Origin of the sequence: Aquamicrobium soli (assembly GCF_042646345.1) — a bacterium.
Lineage (GTDB): Bacteria > Pseudomonadota > Alphaproteobacteria > Rhizobiales > Rhizobiaceae > Mesorhizobium > Mesorhizobium soli_A.
Map to the genome: position 1 here is coordinate 81,325 of NZ_JBHRTK010000013.1, position 14,659 is coordinate 95,983.

At 64.9% G+C, this 14,659-nt stretch carries 16 protein-coding genes; 7 read left to right on the forward strand and 9 right to left on the reverse strand.

The window, feature by feature from the left end:
* Positions 1 to 76 precede the first annotated feature (76 nt).
* The 3 genes from ACFOHJ_RS14675 (at position 77) to ACFOHJ_RS14685 (ending at position 2,611) form a co-directional block, all read left to right on the forward strand.
* On the forward strand, positions 77 to 790 hold the full coding sequence (locus tag ACFOHJ_RS14675) for an ABC transporter permease (protein ID WP_378221724.1): 714 nt from the start codon (positions 77 to 79) through the stop codon (positions 788 to 790).
* Entirely contained in the window at positions 787 to 1,623 is an 837-nt protein-coding gene (locus ACFOHJ_RS14680; protein WP_378221726.1) for an ABC transporter permease, read from the forward strand. The genes ACFOHJ_RS14675 and ACFOHJ_RS14680 overlap by 4 nt, the downstream gene beginning before the upstream one ends.
* A gap of 118 nt (positions 1,624 to 1,741) precedes the next feature.
* Positions 1,742 to 2,611, forward strand: a complete 870-nt coding sequence (locus ACFOHJ_RS14685; RefSeq protein WP_378221727.1) for an NAD(P)-dependent oxidoreductase — start codon at positions 1,742 to 1,744, stop codon at positions 2,609 to 2,611.
* A 55-nt stretch (positions 2,612 to 2,666) separates the two neighbouring features.
* Here ACFOHJ_RS14685 and ACFOHJ_RS14690 read toward each other — a convergent pair whose 3' ends face one another.
* The 4 genes from ACFOHJ_RS14690 to ACFOHJ_RS14705 form a co-directional block, all read right to left on the reverse strand.
* Positions 2,667 to 3,158: an Lrp/AsnC family transcriptional regulator gene (locus ACFOHJ_RS14690; protein ID WP_378221729.1), complete on the reverse strand. Its 492-nt coding sequence runs from the start codon at positions 3,156 to 3,158 to the stop codon at positions 2,667 to 2,669.
* A gap of 107 nt (positions 3,159 to 3,265) precedes the next feature.
* The gene (locus tag ACFOHJ_RS14695) at positions 3,266 to 3,883 is read right to left on the reverse strand and encodes a uracil-DNA glycosylase family protein (protein WP_378221731.1); all 618 of its coding nucleotides are present in this window, start codon (positions 3,881 to 3,883) and stop codon (positions 3,266 to 3,268) included.
* Position 3,884: 1 nt separating this feature from the next.
* Positions 3,885 to 4,496 (reverse strand): glutathione S-transferase, encoded by a 612-nt coding sequence (locus ACFOHJ_RS14700; RefSeq protein ID WP_378221733.1) that lies wholly within the window; start codon positions 4,494 to 4,496, stop codon positions 3,885 to 3,887.
* A complete protein-coding gene (locus tag ACFOHJ_RS14705; RefSeq protein ID WP_378221735.1) occupies positions 4,493 to 5,188 on the reverse strand; it encodes a thermonuclease family protein in 696 nt (231 codons plus the stop codon). Before ACFOHJ_RS14705 ends, ACFOHJ_RS14700 begins: the two co-directional genes overlap by 4 nt.
* A gap of 50 nt (positions 5,189 to 5,238) precedes the next feature.
* On the opposite strand from ACFOHJ_RS14705, the gene ACFOHJ_RS14710 reads away from it, so the two are divergent.
* On the forward strand, positions 5,239 to 6,762 hold the full coding sequence (locus ACFOHJ_RS14710) for a sensor histidine kinase (RefSeq protein ID WP_378221737.1): 1,524 nt from the start codon (positions 5,239 to 5,241) through the stop codon (positions 6,760 to 6,762).
* A gap of 7 nt (positions 6,763 to 6,769) precedes the next feature.
* Here the strand turns inward: ACFOHJ_RS14710 and ACFOHJ_RS14715 are convergent, their stop codons facing one another.
* Positions 6,770 to 7,765: a nicotinate-nucleotide--dimethylbenzimidazole phosphoribosyltransferase gene (locus tag ACFOHJ_RS14715; RefSeq protein ID WP_378221738.1), complete on the reverse strand. Its 996-nt coding sequence runs from the start codon at positions 7,763 to 7,765 to the stop codon at positions 6,770 to 6,772.
* 160 nt (positions 7,766 to 7,925) lie between these two features.
* Between ACFOHJ_RS14715 and ACFOHJ_RS14720 the strand changes: the two genes are divergently transcribed.
* Both ACFOHJ_RS14720 and ACFOHJ_RS14725 read left to right on the forward strand, forming a co-directional pair.
* Positions 7,926 to 8,159 (forward strand): DUF1289 domain-containing protein, encoded by a 234-nt coding sequence (locus ACFOHJ_RS14720; RefSeq protein ID WP_378221739.1) that lies wholly within the window; start codon positions 7,926 to 7,928, stop codon positions 8,157 to 8,159.
* Positions 8,156 to 8,860: a TIGR02281 family clan AA aspartic protease gene (locus tag ACFOHJ_RS14725; RefSeq protein ID WP_378221741.1), complete on the forward strand. Its 705-nt coding sequence runs from the start codon at positions 8,156 to 8,158 to the stop codon at positions 8,858 to 8,860. The genes ACFOHJ_RS14720 and ACFOHJ_RS14725 overlap by 4 nt, the downstream gene beginning before the upstream one ends.
* A gap of 119 nt (positions 8,861 to 8,979) precedes the next feature.
* Here ACFOHJ_RS14725 and dusA read toward each other — a convergent pair whose 3' ends face one another.
* The gene (dusA, locus tag ACFOHJ_RS14730) at positions 8,980 to 10,008 is read right to left on the reverse strand and encodes a tRNA dihydrouridine(20/20a) synthase DusA (RefSeq protein WP_378221743.1); all 1,029 of its coding nucleotides are present in this window, start codon (positions 10,006 to 10,008) and stop codon (positions 8,980 to 8,982) included.
* A 177-nt stretch (positions 10,009 to 10,185) separates the two neighbouring features.
* Between dusA and ACFOHJ_RS14735 the strand changes: the two genes are divergently transcribed.
* Entirely contained in the window at positions 10,186 to 10,689 is a 504-nt protein-coding gene (locus tag ACFOHJ_RS14735; RefSeq protein WP_378221744.1) for a GNAT family N-acetyltransferase, read from the forward strand.
* Positions 10,690 to 10,748: 59 nt separating this feature from the next.
* Here ACFOHJ_RS14735 and ACFOHJ_RS14740 read toward each other — a convergent pair whose 3' ends face one another.
* The 3 genes from ACFOHJ_RS14740 to ACFOHJ_RS14750 all read right to left on the reverse strand — a co-directional run bounded on the left by ACFOHJ_RS14740 (position 10,749) and on the right by ACFOHJ_RS14750 (position 14,539).
* A complete protein-coding gene (locus tag ACFOHJ_RS14740; RefSeq protein WP_378221745.1) occupies positions 10,749 to 11,546 on the reverse strand; it encodes an FAD binding domain-containing protein in 798 nt (265 codons plus the stop codon).
* A 13-nt stretch (positions 11,547 to 11,559) separates the two neighbouring features.
* Complete coding sequence (locus tag ACFOHJ_RS14745; protein WP_378221746.1) at positions 11,560 to 13,911, reverse strand: xanthine dehydrogenase family protein molybdopterin-binding subunit; 2,352 nt, start codon at positions 13,909 to 13,911, stop codon at positions 11,560 to 11,562.
* A 127-nt stretch (positions 13,912 to 14,038) separates the two neighbouring features.
* The gene (locus tag ACFOHJ_RS14750) at positions 14,039 to 14,539 is read right to left on the reverse strand and encodes a (2Fe-2S)-binding protein (protein WP_378221748.1); all 501 of its coding nucleotides are present in this window, start codon (positions 14,537 to 14,539) and stop codon (positions 14,039 to 14,041) included.
* Positions 14,540 to 14,659 lie beyond the last annotated feature (120 nt).

Genomic DNA, 14,659 nt, shown 5'->3' on the forward strand with positions numbered 1-14,659 from the left:
TGAACCATTTTCACTCGCGATTTTCCGATGGCGGTGCTGCCACTGGAAGGAACTGAGCGGGAGGACAGGCCGGCGGATGCAGAATATGTGGACCCTGCTCAGTTGGGGGCCTCAGGGATGGATGGATGATATCGCCTATGGCGTCTTCATCACCGTTTCGCTGGCCTTGGCCACCCTGCCCGTCGGCCTTGCCATCGGCTTTCTCGCTTCGCTGGCCAAGCAGTCGGACGAGCCGTCGCTGCGGCTTGCCGGCGACATCTACACCACCATTTTTCGGGGCCTGCCCGAACTGCTGACGCTGTTCCTGGTATTTTACGGCGCGCAGATCGGCATCCAGAAGGTGATGCAGTTTTTCTCCCCGGGGACGACGGTGGAGGTCAACAGCTTCATTTCGGGCATGGTGGCGCTTGGCGCCGTTTTCTCCGCCTATGCCAGCGAGGTCTTCCTATCGGCCTTCCGCGCCATCCCGAAAGGGCAGTACGAGGGCGGTTACGCGATCGGCCTGTCGAATGGGCAGACCATGCGACTGGTGGTCCTGCCGCAACTGATCCGCATCGCCCTGCCCGGCCTCGCCAATCTGTGGCTGATCCTGCTGAAGGACACCGCCCTGGTTTCCGCCATCGGCCTCACCGATATCCTGCGACAGGCAGGGGTTGCCGCGCGCGTGACCAAGCACGCCTTCCTGTTCTTCGGTGTCGCCACGCTGATCTACCTCGTCCTGTCCATCATCTCCTCCTTCGGCATCAGCGCCATCGAGCGCGCCGTCAGCCGGCAGGATGCACGGCGATGAGCACCTCGACGCATTCCGCCGCCGTCGCAGACGACCTTCCGCCGCCCGTACCGGCGCAGGCATGGACGCCCCGGCGCGTCGCCGGCTATGGCATCGTCTGCCTGTGGGCCCTGCTCGGCATTGGGCTGGTGTGGTTCCTGATCGCGTCATGGGACGCGGAACTGTTCAGGAAATATGCCCCCGGCTATGTCTCCGGCCTCGGCGTGACGCTGGCGCTGGTCGGGATTTCGATCGTGGTCGGGGCGCTCATTTCCATCCCCGTCGCCTATGGCCGCATGTCGAAGAACCCCATCCTGTCCGGGCTGGCCTACATCTACGTCTATTTCTTTCGCGGCACGCCGCTCCTGGCGCAGACATTCCTGGTCTATTACGGCGTCGGCTCGTTCAAGGCCGAACTCGATGCGGTAGGCCTGTGGAGCTTCTTCCGTGACGCGTTCAACTGCGCGATCTTCGCCTTTTCGCTGAACACGGCCGCCTACCAGGCTGAAATCCTGCGTGGCGCCATAGAAAGCGTTCCGAGAGGACAATGGGAAGGCGCTGCCTCCCTTGGCCTCCACAAGCTTGAAACCATGTGGAAGGTCATCCTGCCGCAGGCGCTGGTCGTGGCGCTGAGGCCCTACGGCAACGAGGTGATCCTGATGGTCAAGGGCTCGGCCATCGTCGCCATCATCACCGTCTATGACCTGATGGGCATCACGCGGCTGACCTATGCGCGCACCTTCGATTTCCAGTCCTATATCTGGGCCGCCATCATCTACCTGATGATCGTGGAGGTGCTGCGTCATGGCATCGACTGGATCGAGCGGCGCATCACCCGGCACCTGAAGCGGTAGGGCAGCACCGGCCGCCGGCTGCTGTCCAGAGCGGGGCCGTCATCTGGTTCTTGACGAATCCGTTTCATGCCATAGACATCGGCGGCAGTTTTTCATTTCCCAATTGGAAGGTAGATCAATGGCATCGGTCGCATTTCTCGGTCTTGGCGTGATGGGGTACCCGATGGCCGCCCATCTCAAGCACAAGGGCGGCCACGATGTCACCGTCTACAACCGCAGCACGGCGAAGGCGCAGAAATGGGTGGCCGAGCATGGCGGCGCCCTGGCCGAAACGCCGGCCGAGGCCGCGCGAGGCAAGGATTTCGTGTTCTCCTGCGTCGGCAACGACGACGACCTGCGCCAGGTCACGATCGGCGAGCATGGCGCCTTCGGCACGATGAAGAAGGGCGCGATCTATATCGACAACACCACCGCCTCCGCCGAGGTCGCGCGCGAACTGGATGCCAAGGCGAAGGAAGCCGGCTTCTCCTTCCTCGATGCGCCGGTGTCCGGCGGCCAGGCGGGCGCGGAGAACGGCGTGCTGACCGTCATGGTCGGCGGCGAGCAGGCGGTTTTCGACACGGCCAGGCCCGTAATCGACGCCTTTGCCCGCATGGTCGGCCTGATGGGACCGGCGGGCGCCGGCCAGCTTACCAAGATGGTCAACCAGATCACCATCGCCGGCCTCATCCAGGGGCTCTCAGAAGCCATCCACTTCGGCAAGAAGGCCGGGCTCGACATCGAGAAGGTGGTCGAGGTCATCTCGAAGGGCGCGGCCGGGTCCTGGCAGATGGAAAACCGCCACAAGACCATGAACATCGGCAAATACGACTACGGCTTCGCCGTCGACTGGATGCGCAAGGACCTCGGCATCTGCCTCGAGGAAGCGGACCGCAACGGCGCCAGCCTGCCGGTCACCGCGCTGGTCGACCAGTTCTACAAGGACGTGCAGGCGATGGGCGGCAACCGCTGGGATACTTCCGCACTGCTGGCGCGCCTGGAGCGCTGACCACCCCGAAAGCAGCCAACGCCGGCTTCGATATAGGACATGCGACGCGGCCGGATCAGGCCGCGTTCGCTCCGGACTCCTTGTCCAGCACCATGTAGTCGAGCGGCAGTTCGGTCGTGTACTTGATCTGCTCCATGGCGAAGGACGACGACACGTCGCGGATTTCGATCTTCGAGATCAGCCGCTTGTAGAAGGCGTCGTAGGCGGCAATGTCGGGCACCACCACCCGCAGCAGGTAATCGACGTCGCCGCTCATGCGGTAGAACTCGATCACCTCGGGAAACTCCTGGATGACCTCGGAGAATCGTCGCAGCCATTCATGGCTGTGCGAGTTGGTGCGGATCGAGACGAAGACGGTGACCTTGACGTTGATCTTGGCCGCATCGAGAACCGCCACGCGGCGCTTGATGACGCCTTCTTCCTCCAGCTTCTGGATGCGCCGCCAGCAAGGCGTGGTCGACAGGCCGACCTTCTTGGCCACGTCGGCGACCGCGAGGGTCGCATCCTCTTGCAAAAGGCGCAGAATTTTCCTGTCCAGGCGATCCATTCGGCTTCCCTCAAGAAAAGATTGCCTATAATCCCCGCAAAACCCTACCTTCACAAGAAAGAATTTCTGCCTTCAGCCTCTGCCGGTAGGCAAATATTGCGCAGACTTCAGCCGAGCCGGGAGCGGATTTCTGCGCGCAGGAAAGGCAGCAAATCCGTTTCGAACCACGGATTGCGTTTCAGCCAGCCGGTGTTGCGCCAGGACGGGTGCGGCAAGGGCAGGACCTTGCGGGTCTCGGAACTGTCCCAAGCGGCGCGCCAGTTCATGACCGTTTCGCTGAGCGAGGCGCGGCGTGCGGTTCCCATATGCCAGCCTTGCGCATAGATGCCGATGGTGAGAACCAGGTCGATCTGCGGCATCAGGTCCATCAGCGGCTGGCGCCACTGGAGCGCGCATTCGCGGCGCGGCGGCAGGTCGCCGCCATGGGCGTCCTGCCCGGGAAAGCAGAACCCCATCGGCACGATGGCGAATTTCTGCGGATCGTAGAATTCCTCGTCGGTCACGCCGAGCCAGTTCCGCAGCCTGTCGCCGGAAGCGTCGGTGAACGGCCTCCCGCTCAGATTGACCTTGGTGCCGGGCGCCTGGCTGGCGATGAGGATGCGCGCCGAAGACGAGGCGGCGATGACCGGCCGGGGCTCATGCGGCAACGGCTTGCCGGTCGGACTTTCCACGCAGATGCGGCAGCCGCGGATTTGCGCCAGCAACTGGTCGAGGGCTTCGCTCATGTCAGGCCGTCGCGCTCGGCCGGCTTGAAACCGCCTGGTACCACCTCTGCACATGCGTGCAGTCGGGCGGCATCTGGATGCGCGCCGGCTTCATGAAGTCGACGGCGATCAGGCCGGTGATATCGGCGATGCTATAGGAATCTCCGGCGACAAACTCCCTGCCGGCGAGTTCGCCATCGAGAAAGCGCAGGAACTCGACCGCCTTGGGCTTGTTCGCCTCGCCCCATTCCGGGATCTGCGGTACCTCCCACTCCTTCATCGCCGGATGAAGGTGGCGAAAGGTGGCGGCCACCGCGTTGAAAAGGTTGAGTTCCACGCGCCGCTGCCACATCTCGACCTGCGCCTTGCCGAGCGCCTCCTTGCCGAACAGCGGCGGTTCCGGCTGCAATTCCTCGAAATAGCGGCAGATGGCGACGGATTCGGTGAGGATCGTGCCGTCGTCCAGTTCCAGTACCGGCAGCCGCTGCAACGGGTTGCGCGAACTCACCGCTTCCTGCCGATGCTCCATCGCGCCCATGTCGACGGGAACCAGCGGAACGCTCAGGCCCTTTTCGGCCAGGAACACGCGAACGCGCCGCGGATTTGGCGCGCGACCACCATCGAAGAGCTTCATTTATCGTTTCCGCCCGGGTCCATCGCTAGGTCCATCAGCAGACTATAGGTCGCCTGCGCCCAAAACCGAAGGGTCTGGCGCAGCCAATCGCCGGTTTGGGCCAAAAGATCGCCCTCGCCTGTTTCTGTCGCCGTTCCGTGATCGCGGCGCCAGTCCTGTGGCCGCTCGAAACCGCCGGCCCAGATGCCGGCCCCCGCCGCCCGTGCTTTTGCTTCCTCCGCCCGGTAATCGCCATAGGAGACGGCCCATCCCGCCTCGACCTGCGCCCGGTTGAGGTCGAGGCTGCCGGCGGTGCAGACGGCGAGGAGCCGGCCGTAGCGGTCGTGTTCGCTGCCGCTGCAAGATACCTCCTGCCCGCCTATGGCCTTGACCAGCGCCTCGCGCGAGCGCTTGCCGCAGGCATAGTCGGCACCTTCCAGCCTGCAGGCCTGGCCGTATTCCGGCGCATCGATGCCGACCAGCCGCACGCGCAACGAACCGAAGGTCAGGGAATCGCCGTCATTCACGGTCGGCCGCCCCTGCGACTCGACCGGCTCCCTGCGGTCGAGCCGGGCCGCGACCGCAACCAGCACTGCCAGAAGGACAAGCGTCAGCGCATAGTCCAGCAGCCTGCGCCCGGGGCGCCGGCGTCGGGGTGCGCCACGGCGGCCGCGCGGCCCGGAACTAGCATGGAAAAACAGTCTCTTAATCATTCGGTTGTAGTGTTGAAAATTGAAACCACCGCTCGAAAATCGAATTTTTCATGTCGCTGCAAATCGCCAGCACGGCGGACAAGAACATCGTGGACCGCCGCAAGCCGCATCGCAACAGCGATGTTGCGCGTGCCGTGCGCAAGATGCGCGACCGACTGGCCCAGCAATCCGCGACGCCCGACTTCGACCGCGAGCTCCTTAAACTGCATGCACGCGCCATGGTCGGCGGCGCTACGGCGATCGCGCTTCTAGTGCTTGCCATCGCGGTAGCCGGCCTTGCCATCGGCATGAGCGGCAAGATCGTGATCTGGGCGGTGCTGACGGTTGCCTGCCATGCCGGCCTCGTCTTCGTCGCCCGCCATGTCGACCGCACGGAGACGGCGAATCTCAAGCCACGACAGAACCGCCGCAGCTTCCTCGTCGCGCATCTTTTGAGCGGACTCGGCTGGGTCTATTTCGCCTCGCTCGGCTGCGATACGTGCTCGGTCGACCAGTTCCCGGTCATCAAGGCGGTCATGCTCCTGTTCGCGATGGCCGCCACGGCAATCATGACGTCGTCGTTGCGCGGGGCCCTGATCGCGACGTTTGCCGGTCCGATAGTGGCCTATGCCTATTTCGCCACGCGGCCATGGAGCCCGGTCGAGGCCATCATGGTCGGGCTGCTTGCCGTCGCCCTTCCCTTTTTCGCCTATGTGGCAAGCCACCTCTACCGCTCCTCGGTCATGCTGATGTCGTTCCAGACCGAGAAGGACGCGCTGATCGCGGAACTGGAGACGGCAAAGTCGATGTCGGACGAAGCGCGCCGGCGCGCCGAGGAGGCCAACCTCGCCAAGTCGCGGTTCCTTGCCTCGATGAGCCACGAACTGCGCACGCCGCTCAACGCCATCCTCGGGTTTTCCGAGGTCATGAGCAACGAGGTGCTGGGACCGATGAACAATCCCACCTATCGCGACTACGCGAAGGACGTGCACGATTCGGGCCAGCACCTGCTCAATCTCATCAACGAAATCCTCGACCTGTCGCGCATCGAAGCCGGCCGCTACCAGCTGCATGAAGAGCCGGTGGTGCTGCTCAACATCGCCGAAGACTGCTGCCACATGATGGAGTTGCGCGCGCGCAACAAGGACATCCGCATCATCCAGGATTTCGAGGCCTCGCTGCCGCGCCTGTTCGCAGACGAGCGGGCCCTGCGCCAGGTGATCCTGAACCTGCTTTCCAACGCGATAAAGTTCACCTCGACCGGCGGCGAGGTGCGTGTCCGCGTCGGCTGGACGGCGGGCGGCGGGCAGTATGTCTCGGTGCGCGACAACGGCCCCGGCATCCCGCCGGAGGAAATCCCGATCGTGCTGTCGGCCTTCGGCCAGGGTTCGATCGCCATCAAGAGCGCGGAACAGGGAACGGGACTCGGCCTGCCGATCGTGCAGGGCCTTGTCGCCATGCACGGCGGCGAGTTCCAACTGGTGTCCAAGCTGCGCGAGGGCACCGAGGCGATCGCCATCTTCCCGCTGAGCCGGGTGATGGAAGAGCTGCCGGCGCTGCCGATGAAGTCCGTCGCCGGCGGGCGGCGGCGCTAAACCACCGTCAGTGTTCGCGCACGGCGGCCGCCATGCCGGAACTGCACAGCGCGGCCGCCTTGACGATACCGGCCGCGAGCCCAGCGCCCACCCCTTCGTCATGGTCGATGCCGAGGTCGAGCAACGGGCTGAGGCCGATGCTGGCCGCTGCCTGCCTGTAGGCGGCCAGCGCCGGCATGCCGGCCAAAAGGCAATGGTCGAGCGCTGCCGGGCTGGCGGCGTGCAGAACGGCGGCGGCGGCGAAAGCGACGCGCCCGCCGATCAGGACCGGTACCTTTTGCGTGCGCGCGGCAAGGATCGCGCCGGCAATTGCCGCGAACTCGCGCCCGCCGACGCGCCGCAATGCTTCCAGCGGCTCCTTGAGGTGGTTGCCGTGGAAGGCGAGCGCGGCGTCCACGGCCTCGGCCCGGCGGGCTGTCGTGGCGTCCTCCTCGCTCGCCCCTACCCAGTCGGCACTGCGACCGCCGAACAAGGCAGCCAGCAGCGCTGCCGCGACGGTGGCGTTGCCGGCGCCGAGCGCGCCGAGGCACAGCAGGTCGGTGCCATCGGCCACCGCCTCCATGCCGAAGGCCATGGTGGCAGCACAGTCGCGCTCGCTGAGCGCTGCCTCCATGGTGATGTCGCCGGTCGGAATGTCGAGGGCGAGGTCGAAGACCTTCAGCCCGAGGTCATGGGCGATGCAGATCTGGTTGATCGCCGCGCCGCCCGCCGCACACAGTTCGACCGCCCTGACGGTCGAGCTCATTTCGCCCGGCACGATGCCGTTATGCACGACGCCGTGGTTGCCGGCGAACAACGCCACCAATGGCCGCCGCACGAAGGGCGGCGCCCGGCCGCTCCATGCTGCCAGCCAGGCGGCGACTTCCTCGATGCGGCCAAGGGAGCCGTGCGGTTTCTCGGCCTTGTCGAACAGCGTGCGCACTCTTGCTGCCGCTTGAGCATCCGCGGGCGGCAGGTTGGCGAGCAGGTCGCGAATGTCGTCGAAAGGGAGTGCGCTGTTCATGTGTTTCCGAGCCCCTTGCAGATGGCATGCGGATAGACCTGTTGGCGTCCGGGCACAACCTTTGCGTCGTGGCGCGAAAATGGCCAGGCACGGCGGGTTTGGAAAGGCTTGCATTGGCTGCGATGTTGCACCATGTGGGAGCAATCGAAGGATTTTTCTGATGTCGGCCATCGCATCCCCCTGCATTCTCGTCTGCTCGATCGACCAGGTGACGGGCTACTGCTTCGGCTGTGGCCGCACGAAGGCCGAGATCGGCGCATGGATCGAAATGACACCCGAGACGCGGCAGTCGGTAATGGCCGAACTGCCGGCACGCCTTGAGACGGTGGAGCGCAAGCCGCGCCGCGAGACCCGCCGCAGCCGCATGGCGCGCGAGCGCAACACACCTGCATGAATAGGCTTTTCTGGATCATCATGGCGGCGATCGGCCTCGCGCTGGTCCTGCTGATGCTCAACAATTCCGCCGGACAGACTTTTGGCATCGCCAATGACGATTTTGCCCAACTCGTCTGGGTGGGCACGCTCGCAGCGGTGATCGGCGCTTTCGTGCTGCGGTCGGGCCGTCCCCTCGGCACGCTGGCCAAGCAGTTCGGCGGCTGGTTCCTGATCGTGCTCGCGCTGGTCGCCGGCTATCAGTATCGCTATGAATTGCAGGATTTCGCCAACCGCGTCAGCGCCGGGCTCGTGCCCGGCAGCCCGCTGGCGCTCGGCCAGGATGACGGCCGCGCGACGGTAACGCTGCAAAAAGCCCTCAACGGTCATTTCGAGGCGCGCATCCTCATCAACGATGCGCCGGTCCGGGTGGTGGTCGACACCGGGGCCAGCAGCACCGTGCTGACCGCGGCCGACGCCCAAGCCGCCGGCTTCGACCCGGCCGGGTTGCGCTATACCGTGCCGGTCTCCACCGCCAATGGCGTGACGCAGGCGGCGGGTGCGCGCGCCTCGCAGATCGCAATAGGCGGCATCGTGCGAAACGACATGCAGATCCTGATCGCCGCACCCGGCGCGCTCGGCCAAAGCCTGCTCGGCATGAATTTCATCTCGACGCTGTCGGGCTTCGACGTTCGCGGCGACCGCATGATCCTGCGCGACTGATCTGGAGCATGATGCCGAAAAGCGTGAAGCGGTTTTCGGACGACATCATGCTCTATCCTTTTCATTCAGAGCCGGATGATCTCAGGTCGAATCGGCCTGAGATCATCCGGCTCCAAGTGTCAGGCTGCCTCGCCCTGCTCGCTGTCGAGGTCGACCGAAGCGAAGGCGGCCCGCAGCACTTCCGGCCCTGCGTTGGGCTTCGTCCCGTCGGTGGAGAGAATCTGCCGCCACCGGCGCGCACCGGGCAGGCCATGGAACAGGCCGACCATGTGGCGGGTGATATGGCCTAGCCGCCCGCCCTGTTCGATATGACGGGCCGCGTAGGCGGCCATGGTCTCGATGAGCGCGGCGTAGTCGAAGGCTTCGTACGGGTCGTCATGGATGGCGGCATCGACGCCGGTCAGGATGCCCGGCGTGTGATAGGCTACGCGGCCGAGCATGGCGCCGTCCAGCCTTTGCAGATGGCCCTGCACCTCGGCCAATGTCTGGATCCCGCCGTTGATGCCGATGAAGCGGCCGGGATTTTCTGCCTTGAGGCCGTAGACGCGGCCATAGTCGAGCGGCGGAATTTCCCGGTTTTCCTTCGGTGACAACCCTTCCAGCCAGGCCTTGCGGGCATGCACCCACAGCGCATCGGCGCCGGCCGCGAAAACGCCGCCGGCGAGTTCGTCGAGTGCGGCCTGCGGGTCCTGGTCGTCGACGCCGATCCGGCATTTCACGGTGACCGGCACGGAAACGCTCGCCTTCATGGCCGTCACGCAATCGGCCACCAGCGCCGGCGTCTTCATCAGGCAGGCGCCGAAGGTGCCCGACTGCACCCGGTCGGACGGGCAGCCGACATTGAGGTTGATCTCGCCATAGCCGAACGCCTCGCCGATGCGCGCCGCCTCGGCGAGCTTGCGCGGGTCCGAGCCGCCAAGCTGCAGGGCGACCGGATGCTCGACCGCATCGAAGCCCAGCAAGCGCTCGCGCGCGCCATGGATGACGGCCTCGGCGACGACCATCTCGGTGTAAAGCAAGGCCCGGCGCGTCAACTGCCGATGAAAGAACCGGCAATGCCTGTCCGTCCAGTCCATCATCGGTGCGACAGCGACGATCGGCGCCTTGTAGGCGACCGCCGCTTGCTGAAGTTCGTTATCCCGTGCCATCCAGTCCATGCCCGCGGATTTGGCAGATGTTCCCGCTGCGCGGGAACGTCGAAGCGCCGCTATACAGGTCCCCTGTTAATAAAGCGAGCCTGGACGCTGCCCGCGAGGAACGCGCTTGCGGGATCGCAGCGGCCATGGCAATCCGCGCCGGTTGCGCTTCATCAACGTGGGTATTCCATGCCGACCGACTTTTCCGTCCCGATTAGCCTCATTTCGCCGGCCGACGAACCGGCGATCCTGTCGCTCAACAACGAGCATGCGGCCGAACTGTCGTGGCTGGAGCCCGAAAACCTCGCCCGGCTTCTCGGCCAGGGCTTTTATGTCCGGCGCATCGGCGCGGCCGAAGCCTTCATCATCGCGCTCGACCAGGACGCGGATTACGGCAGCCCGAATTTCCGGTGGTTTCGCGACCGTTACCCGCGCTTCGTCTATGTCGACCGCGTCGTCGTCGCCAAATCGGCGCGGGGTCGCGGCCATGCGCGCCGGCTCTACGAAGCGCTGTTTGCCGAGGCGCGCGCGGCGGGCCACACGATCGTCACCTGCGAGGTGAATGCCGAGCCGCCGAACCCGGCTTCGGACGCGTTCCACGCTAGCCTCGGCTTCGTCGAGGTCGGGGACGCCGTCATCCATGGCGGCGAGAAAACCGTCCGCTATTTCATCCGCGATCTGGGCGCGGAATAGGAAGTCCCGTTCCATCGGCCCGCCTGCCCGGCCGACCGATGGAACCGATTGGCGCCGCCTCAGGCGGCGTTGGCCTGCGTCACCGCCCGCTTCGCCATTACCGTGATCAGATGGGCGCGGTATTCGGCGCTGGCGTGCATGTCGCTCATCAGCCCCTTGGCCGGAACGCTCACGCCCGCGAGCGCCGAGGCGTCGAAATTCTTCGAAAGAGCCGCTTCCAGTTCCTTCGAGCGGAAAACGCCGTCGTCCCCGGCCCCGGTCACGGCAACAGTGACGCCCTTCCCCTTGGCCACGAACACGCCGACCATGGCGTAGCGCGAGGCCGGGTTGCGGAACTTTTCGTAGCCGGCATTGGCGGGCGCCGTGAAGGTCACGGCAGTGACGATCTCGCCGTCCTTCAGCGCCGTCTCGAACAGGCCCTTGAAGAACTTTTCGGCCGCGATCTCGCGCTTGTTGGTGACGATGGTGGCGCCCAGCGCCAGCATCGCCGCCGGATAGTCCGCCGCCGGATCGTTGTTAGCGATCGAGCCGCCGATCGTCCCGCGGTGGCGAACGGCCGGGTCGCCGATCAGCGAGGCGAGATGCGCCAGCGCCGGGCACACCTTGGCCAGCTTTTCGTTGGTCGAGACCTCGTAATGCGTCGTGGCGGCGCCGATGGTGACGTTCTTGCCCGAAACCTTGATGCCCTTCAGCGCATCGATGCGGGAAATGTCGACCAGGTCCGACGGCGCCGCGAGACGCGTCTTCATGGCCGGCAGCAACGTCATGCCGCCGGAAAGCAGCTTGGCGTCGCCGGTCTTCAGGAGTTTGCCGGCATCGGCAAGCGAGGCGGCGCGATGGTAATTGACCGAATACATGGTTTCGTCCTCCTCAGTGCTTTGCCGCGCGGATGGCCGCCCAGACCTTCTGCGGGGTCGCGGGCATGGTGATTTCCTCGGTGCCGATCGCGTCGGTGATGGCGTTGATGACTGCCGGCGGCGAACCGATGGCGCCGGCCTCGCCGCAGCCCTTGAGGCCGAGCGGGTTGGACGGCGACGGCGTGCTCGACGTCGACAGCTTGTAGGACGGCACGTCGCCGGCGCGCGGCATGGTGTAGTCCATGTAGCTTGCCGTCAGCAGCTGGCCGCTGGCCGGGTCGTAGTTGGCGCCTTCGAGAAGCGCCTGCCCGATGCCCTGGGTCACGCCGCCATGCACCTGGCCCTCGACGATCATCGGGTTGATGATGTTGCCGAAATCGTCGGCCGCCACGAACTGCACGATATCGGTATGCCCGGTATCGGGATCGATCTCGACCTCGCAGATGTAGCAGCCTGCCGGGAAGGTGAAGTTGGCCGGGTCGTAGAAGGCGGTCTCTTTCAGGCCCGGCTCCATGCCCTGCGGCAGGTTGTGGGCGGTATAGGCCGCCAACGCCATCTGGAACCACGGCACCGACTTGTCGGTACCGGCGACCTTCAGCGCGCCGTCTTCGATGACGACGTCGGCCTCGTCGGCCTCCATCAGGTGCGCGGCGATCTTCTTGGCCTTGGCCTCGACCTTGTCGAGCGCCTTGACGATGGCGCTCATGCCGACCGCGCCGGAGCGCGAGCCGTAGGTGCCCATGCCCATCTGCACCTTGTCGGTGTCGCCATGGACGATGGAGATCGAGTCGAGCGGAACGGCAAGGCGCTGCGCGACGAGCTGCGCGAACGTCGTCTCATGGCCCTGGCCGTGGCTGTGCGAGCCGGTCAGCACTTCGATGGTGCCGACCGCGTTGACGCGCACTTCCGCCGATTCCCACAGGCCGACGCCGGCGCCGAGGCTGCCGACCGCCGCCGAGGGCGCAATGCCGCAGGCCTCGATGTAGCAGGAGAAGCCGATGCCGCGCAGCTTGCCGGCCTTGCGGGCCTTCTCGCGGCGCTTCTCGAAACCGGCGTAGTCGGCCGCTTTCAACGCCATATCGAGCGAGGTGGCGAAATCGCCGGCATCGTAGTTCATGATGACCGGCGTCTGGTGCGGGAAGCTCTTGATAAAGTTCCTGCGGCGAAGCTCCGCCGGGGAAATGCCGAACTGGCGAGCGGCGACTTCCATCATCCGCTCGACGTTGTAGGCTGCCTCGGGCCGGCCTGCGCCGCGATAGGCGTCGACGGGCGCGGTATTGGTGTAGATGGCCTTCACGTTGGCATGGATGGCCGGGATGTCGTACTGGCCCGACAGCAGCGTGGCGTAGAGATAGGTCGGCGTCGCCGACGAGAACAGCGACATGTAGGCGCCGAGATTGGCTTTGGTTTCAACCTTGAAGCCGAGAATCTTGTAGTCCTTGTCGAAGGCCATCGCCAAATGGCTGTGATGGTCGCGGCCATGGGCGTCGCACATGAAGCTTTCGGTGCGGTCCGCCACCCACTTCACCGGCACGCCGGTGCGCTTGGACGCCCACAGGCAGACGATCTCCTCCGGATAGATGTAGATCTTCGAGCCGAAGCCGCCGCCGACATCGGGGGCGATGACGCGCAGCTTGTTTTCCGGGGCGACGTTGTAGAAGGCGCTCATCACCAGGCGAGCGACATGCGGGTTCTGCGAGGTCGTCCAGCAGGTGTAGTGGTCTTCGGCCTTGTCGTAGTGGCCGAGCGCCGCGCGCGGCTCCATCGCGTTCGGCACGAGACGGTTGTTGACGATGTCCATCTCGACGACATGGGCGGCCTTCTTGAAGGCTGCCGCGGTTTCGTCGGCATTGCCGATATCCCAGTCGAAAATCAGGTTGTTTTCGGCTTCGGGGTGGATTTGCGGCGCGCCCTTGTCCATCGCCTTGGAGGCGTCGGTGACGGACTTGAGTTCCTTGTAGGTGACCTCGACCGCCTCGGCGGCGTCGCGCGCCTGCGCCTTGGTATCGGCCACCACGACGGCTACCGCGTCGCCGACATAGCGCACCTTGTCGACGGCCAGCGCCGACCAGGCGCCCATCTTCATCGGCGAGCCGTCCTTGGAATGGATCATCCAGCCGCAGATCAGGTTGCCGATGCCGTCCGCCTTCAGTTCCTTGCCGGTCAGCACGCCGATGACGCCGGGCATGGCCTGCGCGGCCTTGACGTCGATCTTCTTGATCTGCGCATGCGCGTGCGGGCTGCGCACAAACATCGCATGTTTCATGCCGGGCACGACCATGTCGTCGACATAGCGCCCCGCGCCGGTGATGAAACGCTTGTCTTCCTTGCGCGCAACCCGCGCGCCGATACCTTCGATACCCATCAGAGATCTCCTCCAGAGCTTTCGGTGAATGGTGGATGAAACAGGTGTGAACGGTCGAAGGCCCCAGCGGGCCGAGCGCCAATCGAAGATCGGCTGCTACCGGCCATTCATCACCGGCCGCCCACCACTAAGCCGCTTTCTTCGCCTTGCCCTTGCCGGCCTTCGACATCTCCTTCGAGGCGGCGAGCACGGCCTTGACGATGTTGTGGTAGCCGGTGCAGCGGCAGATATTGCCTTCCAGTTCGTCGCGAACCGTCGCTTCGTCCAGCCCTTCGGGATGGCGCGCGATCATGTCGACCGACGTCATGATCATGCCCGGCGTGCAGAAGCCGCATTGCAGGCCGTGGTACTCCTTGAACGCAGCCTGCACCGGGTGCAGGTCGGCGCCGTCGGCCAGGCCCTCGATGGTGGTTACCACCGAGCCGGAAGCCTGTACCGCCAGCATCGTGCACGACTTGACCGCCTTGCCGTCGACATGGACGACGCAGGCGCCGCACTGGGACGTGTCACAACCGACATGGGTGCCGGTAAGGCCGAGATTTTCCCTCAGAAAATGAACCAGAAGCGTGCGGTCCTCGACGGTGCCGCTCACCTGCCTCCCGTTCACCGTCAACGATACGTCCGACATGAAACCTCCCTGGGTAATCAACCTTGGTATCCATCCGCCGCGCTCGTCGGGGCGCGGCGTCTGCCGTTATTCATATCCTGTATAACGCTTGAAAAACAGCCCTCTGGATTCCCGAATTAT

Coding starts and splice junctions, on each gene's coding strand:
- ACFOHJ_RS14680 (WP_378221726.1), top strand. CDS start 787: ATGAGCACCTCGACGCATTCCGCCGCCGTCGCAGACGACCTTCCGCCG.
- ACFOHJ_RS14710 (WP_378221737.1), top strand. CDS start 5,239: ATGTCGCTGCAAATCGCCAGCACGGCGGACAAGAACATCGTGGACCGC.
- ACFOHJ_RS14745 (WP_378221746.1), bottom strand. CDS start 13,911: ATGGGTATCGAAGGTATCGGCGCGCGGGTTGCGCGCAAGGAAGACAAG.
- ACFOHJ_RS14750 (WP_378221748.1), bottom strand. CDS start 14,539: ATGTCGGACGTATCGTTGACGGTGAACGGGAGGCAGGTGAGCGGCACC.
- ACFOHJ_RS14685 (WP_378221727.1), top strand. CDS start 1,742: ATGGCATCGGTCGCATTTCTCGGTCTTGGCGTGATGGGGTACCCGATG.
- ACFOHJ_RS14705 (WP_378221735.1), bottom strand. CDS start 5,188: ATGATTAAGAGACTGTTTTTCCATGCTAGTTCCGGGCCGCGCGGCCGC.
- ACFOHJ_RS14695 (WP_378221731.1), bottom strand. CDS start 3,883: ATGAGCGAAGCCCTCGACCAGTTGCTGGCGCAAATCCGCGGCTGCCGC.
- ACFOHJ_RS14735 (WP_378221744.1), top strand. CDS start 10,186: ATGCCGACCGACTTTTCCGTCCCGATTAGCCTCATTTCGCCGGCCGAC.
- ACFOHJ_RS14740 (WP_378221745.1), bottom strand. CDS start 11,546: ATGTATTCGGTCAATTACCATCGCGCCGCCTCGCTTGCCGATGCCGGC.
- dusA (WP_378221743.1), bottom strand. CDS start 10,008: ATGGCACGGGATAACGAACTTCAGCAAGCGGCGGTCGCCTACAAGGCG.
- ACFOHJ_RS14675 (WP_378221724.1), top strand. CDS start 77: ATGCAGAATATGTGGACCCTGCTCAGTTGGGGGCCTCAGGGATGGATG.
- ACFOHJ_RS14690 (WP_378221729.1), bottom strand. CDS start 3,158: ATGGATCGCCTGGACAGGAAAATTCTGCGCCTTTTGCAAGAGGATGCG.
- ACFOHJ_RS14725 (WP_378221741.1), top strand. CDS start 8,156: ATGAATAGGCTTTTCTGGATCATCATGGCGGCGATCGGCCTCGCGCTG.
- ACFOHJ_RS14700 (WP_378221733.1), bottom strand. CDS start 4,496: ATGAAGCTCTTCGATGGTGGTCGCGCGCCAAATCCGCGGCGCGTTCGC.
- ACFOHJ_RS14720 (WP_378221739.1), top strand. CDS start 7,926: ATGTCGGCCATCGCATCCCCCTGCATTCTCGTCTGCTCGATCGACCAG.
- ACFOHJ_RS14715 (WP_378221738.1), bottom strand. CDS start 7,765: ATGAACAGCGCACTCCCTTTCGACGACATTCGCGACCTGCTCGCCAAC.